General features: G+C 48.6%; 4 protein-coding genes and 1 pseudogene. 4 read left to right on the top strand and 1 reads right to left on the bottom strand.

The genetic code is table 11. The annotated features are described in order from the left end of the window. A partial coding sequence (locus tag C7R93_RS29975; RefSeq protein WP_482758279.1) for an alpha-helical endospore appendage domain-containing protein occupies positions 1-570 on the bottom strand: 570 nt, incomplete at its 3' end. Positions 571-817: 247 nt separating this feature from the next. On the opposite strand from C7R93_RS29975, the gene C7R93_RS29775 reads away from it, so the two are divergent. The 4 genes and pseudogenes from C7R93_RS29775 to C7R93_RS29760 form a co-directional block, all read left to right on the top strand. Then, positions 818-1882 (top strand): AAA family ATPase, encoded by a 1065-nt coding sequence (locus tag C7R93_RS29775; RefSeq protein WP_106842162.1) that lies wholly within the window; start codon positions 818-820, stop codon positions 1880-1882. Positions 1883-1885: 3 nt separating this feature from the next. After that, positions 1886-3685 carry a vWA domain-containing protein gene (locus C7R93_RS29770; RefSeq protein WP_106842161.1) on the top strand — a complete coding sequence of 600 codons (1800 nt, stop codon included), beginning with the start codon at positions 1886-1888 and terminating at the stop codon, positions 3683-3685. Positions 3686-3881: 196 nt separating this feature from the next. Further along, the gene (tnpA, locus tag C7R93_RS29765) at positions 3882-4280 is read left to right on the top strand and encodes an IS200/IS605 family transposase (protein ID WP_106842160.1); all 399 of its coding nucleotides are present in this window, start codon (positions 3882-3884) and stop codon (positions 4278-4280) included. A gap of 4 nt (positions 4281-4284) precedes the next feature. Next, positions 4285-4871, top strand: a pseudogene (locus C7R93_RS29760) (RNA-guided endonuclease TnpB family protein); the annotation flags it as partial.

Below are 4871 nucleotides of genomic sequence, written 5' to 3'. Positions count from 1 at the left end.
GACTCCGGTGGCCCCTGTTGCACCCGTAGTGCCGGTCAAGCCAACTCCGGTGGCCCCTGTTGCACCCGTAGTGCCGGTCAAGCCGACTCCAGTGGCCCCTGTTGCACCCGTAGCCCCAGTCAAGCCGACTCCGGTCGCTCCCGTTATGCCTACCCCAGTAGCGCCAGTAGCCCCCGTTGCACCTGTTGTTCCGGTTCCCCCTCCATCTGGTCCGGTGGCTCCAGGTAGACCAGTAGCACCCGTGGCTCCCGTTGGTCCTGTCAGACTAGCAATAAACGATGCAGATAATACGGAATTCAGCTTGTTGTTCAGCAGAATTTCTTTCTTTGTGATCTCTCTGAGCGTATTTACTACGCTAGAATTAACGTTCAGCAAATCACTAATGGTTGCAGGGGGGCCTGTTAATCCTGGAAGAGTGCCCAGGACATATTGAAGCTTCTCCGCCTCTGCGTTAATGATATGGCTTAAACCAAGTTCTTCCAACGCGATGGATGCGAGTAGCAAGTTTGCGACTTGGCTTTGTGTGATGGTAATTAGCGGCGTAATGTTGGAGATATTTGCTTGTGACAAATGAAACGTCCTCCTTTCTACATGTATTTTCATCCTATTCCGATATCATGCATATGGGGATTGATCGGTTTCATTGTTTTTATTCAGGTACGCTTTACAATGTGGTGCCTTTCTTTCTTGCCCGTTATTCAATCTTCTTGTAATATTAGGAAATATTTGTGGTGTGACGGTCGCTCTAGTCAATGGAAATCAATCACGGAAAGAGGTAGATTGCTGCGAAAATCAATCAAACAAGAGAGGTTATGAAATGAATCTAGGAATCCAAGTAACGCAAAATCAACTGATGGATGTGCTGCTAAACGTAGCGGTAGCTCGTCCAGTATTTATTTGGGGCGCACCCGGAATCGGCAAATCGTCTCTCGTCGAGGCGTTTGCCGAGCAGGTGGGCCTGCCTTGCGTATCATTGTTGGGGAGTCAGCTGGCACCTGAGGATATTATCGGTGTCCCGCAGATCGTAGATGGGAAAAGCAGATTTTGCCCACCTGCACAAATTGCGCGCGAAGAACCGTACTGCTTGTTTCTTGACGAATTGAATGCGTGCTCGCAAGAAGTGCAAAAGGCGTTTTACAGTCTGATTCATGAGCGGAGAATCGGGGATTACCATCTGCCAAAAGGGTCTATTGTCATTGGAGCAGGAAACCGTGCCCAGGATAGTGCCATCGTAAAACCGATGTCGTCTGCTCTGATCAACCGGATGTTCCATGTCCAATTGCTCGTCTCGTATGAACAATGGATGAAGTGGGCGTACAGCAACGGCATCCATTCCTACGTGCTGCAATTTTTAGAAGTGCGCCCTGACTATTTGTGGTCGCAGCCACCGAAGAGCGAGGAACCGTTTTCTACGCCGCGCTCCTGGCACATGCTCTCTGATGCCCTGAACGAATTCGGTGAGAACTTGACGACAGAGATGGTGGGGGTACTGGCCTACGGATGCTTGACGCCCCAGCATGCTGCTCAATTTCGGGCTTTTCACAAGAACATTCAAGGCAAGTACCAGCTCAACCGTATTTTGGAGGGAGAGGCTTCTTTCCCGACGGCTCCGGAAGACCGGGACGTACTTTATTTTCTGGCCGATTCATTCCGTTCGCAGATCAAAAAAGAACTGCCAGCGGATAAAGTCTCCGTGGGGGAGCAGCATAAACGGTTTTCGCACCGAGCGAAAGCTCTCTTAAAGGAGCTCGCTTCCATCTCTCTGGAAATGGCGCAGATGGTAGTGGCGAGGCACGAGGATGGCGACGGACTGCCAGACTGGTTCGTTGTGGAGGTCATTCGTGATCTGCCGCGTTTGGCCATGGACAGGAAGGGTAAATAGTCAATGGCCAGAGGAATTCAAAACGACCCGTCGACGCAAAACTACGAGCAGGCTGTACATTTTTTGAGTCATCACCCGATGTTTGGACCGCTGTCCTCGCGAGCGAGCTTTATTCGTTCCGAGCGAAGTTTTTGTCCGGATAACGGTTGGGTAGTCGTTACCCGGGAAGGCAGCTTGTACGCGCATCCGAAGCGCAGAGGGGAAGTCGGGGAATGGATTTATGTTCTCGCACATGCGCTGTTGCATTTGGGCTTCGGACATTTTGTGGAAAAAGAACAGCCGATATTGTGGAATATCGCATGCGATTGTTATATTACGCGTTTTTTGAGAGACATGAAGCTGGGGAAGCCTCCTGCTGAAATGGCCTTTGAGCTGGATAAATCGGGAAAGAGCGAAGAAGAGCTGTATGAATGGTTCGTGGAGCATGGGGTGCCAGAGCATTTGAAGCTGTTTGGAACGGGCGGAGAAAAACAGGCAGATATGCTATTCTCGGATAAATACATGCGGTACACCTACAATCGAGATGTGAAGTGGGAGCGGCTTTTGGGGATCGGGCTGGCGCAAGCGGTGCAAAGTGCTGTCAGCGTAGCGGGCGGCTATTCCGATGCTCTCGGGAATGACGAGAACCAGCTGTCTGAGGCACAAAAGGCCAAGCGCTGGTTCATCAATCATTATCCATTGCTGGCTTCGTTGGCGAGTCATTTCACGATTATCGAGGATGCACATATATGTCAACGGCTGCAAATCTCGGTGGCAGCTATCGATGTAACAGCCAACGAAATTTTCATCAATCCTGCGGCGGGCTTGGATGAAGAGGAATGCAAATTCGTAATGGCACACGAGCTATTGCACGCAGGGCTGCGTCACCATGAGCGCTGCCAAGGCCGCGACCCGTATTACTGGAATGTTAGCTGCGATTACGTGATCAATCAATGGCTGATGGAGCTCGGTGTCGGACGTTTTCCGCAAATTGGCGGACTGTACGATCCAGACTTGAAGGGACTGTCCGCAGAGGCCATTTACGATCGGATCGTAACGGACATGCGTACGTATCGCAAGCTTTACACCTTACGAGGAATCGGCATGGGCGATATTCTGGATGGCGACGATCCGCGTTTTTGGGAAAAGGGTCCAGGAACGACGCTGGATGACTTTTATCGCAATGCGATGTCGCAAGGCTTAATCTACCATCAGGAGAAAGGGAGAGGACTTTTGCCTGCGGGTTTGGTAGAAGAGATTCGTGCCTTAGGGCAACCGCCTATCCCGTGGGATGTTCAGCTTGCCCGTTGGTTCGACGAGCATTTTCCGCAGTTGGAAAAGAGCCGCACGTATGCAAGGGCAAGCCGCAGACAGTCCTCTACACCTGACATTGCCCGTCCTGCCTGGAGCTTTCGGGAAACGGATCAGCTGGCACGCACGTTTGGCGTCGTGATCGATACATCCGGTTCGATGGATACCAAGCTACTCGGCAAAGCATTGGGGGCAATCGCGAGCTACAGTGAAGCGCGAGATGTTCCGTATGCGCGCGTGGTCTTTTGTGATGCACAGGCGCACGATGCGGGCTACCTTTCTCCCGAAGACATTGCAGGTCGCGTCAAAGTAAAAGGACGCGGGGGAACGATCCTGCAGCCGGGCATTGACATGCTGGAGAAAGCAACCGATTTTCCAAAGGACGGTCCGATTTTGATCATTACCGATGGGGAATGTGATCGGATCAAAGTAACCCGTAGTCATGCCATCATGCTGCCGAAGGGGAGTAACCTGCCTTTCGTGGCGAGGGGACCGGTATTTCGGATGGAATAGCAGGGTTTAGGCTCCGTATCTATGATGCAGGGCCTTCTTCATGATCTTTTTACAGAATTTTTCGAGCGAGAAAGCCCACTCCTTTAGGTGTAGGATGATAGCGAGATTGAAACAGGCGTGTCTTTAGACACGTTAATGTTCCAACGTTTCTTGTGTTTTTGTTGTAGTGAATGATTTAAACTGATACAATCCGTATATGGATAATTATAGGAGAACGACCACTACCGTATCATTCATTACCTATCATTTTGTTTTTTGTCCTCGATACAGAAAAAAGATATTCCTCAAATTAGATGTAGAAATAAGGTTTAAGGAATTAGTGAAGGATGTTTGCGATGAATTGAAAATAGAGATTATCGCAATCGAAACAGACAAAGACCATACTCATCTTTTTTTAAACGCTTTGCCAACATTCAGTCCTGCTGATATTATGGCAAAAATCAAAGGGGTCACATCTAAAAAATTAAGAGAGGAGTTCAATCATCTAGCGCATTTGCCTTCTCTTTGGACACGTTCATATTTTGTAAGTACGGCAGGGAATATTTCCAGCGAAACGATTAAAAGATATGTGGAACAGCAAAAGACAAGGGGGTGAACACATGCAAGCGTTAACCGTTACGATTCGTATATTTCCTGCTCAACCAGATATTCTTCGTCATTTAGGAAAGGAATATATTCGTGTAGTCAATCTGCTCACGGAACAAGCTGAACAACTTCGTTCGTTTCCGAAGACAACGACGAAAAATGTTGAAACGATTCTACCATCAGCCGTCTGTAACCAATCCATACGTGATGCTAAGAGTGTTTTTCGTAAAAGTAAGAGACTTGGCGGTCGTCCGATTCTTAAGAAACCTGTATATTTCGTCAATAATCAAAACTACACGGTATCTGAAAATACAGTTGCTTTCCCTATCGTTGTAGATGGAAAGACGAAGAAAACGGCGTTTCGTGCGACGATGACTAGCCGAGACAGGGAATTGTTACGCAAAGGAAAATTTGGATTGATGCGTATCATTGAAAAGTCAGGGAAATGGTACGCTCAAATTTCCGTAGAAGTGCCTACAAGCGTAACCATCAACGAAAACGTCATGGGTATAGATCTTGGTTTGAAAGTTCCTGCAGTTGCAGTAACTTCTACGGGTAAGACTTGTTTCTTTGGGAAAGGAAGACAGAACAAGTACATACG

The organism is Brevibacillus fortis (genome assembly GCF_003013395.1).
GTDB lineage: Bacteria > Bacillota > Bacilli > Brevibacillales > Brevibacillaceae > Brevibacillus > Brevibacillus fortis.
This window is presented reverse-complemented; position numbering and strand designations above follow the sequence as displayed.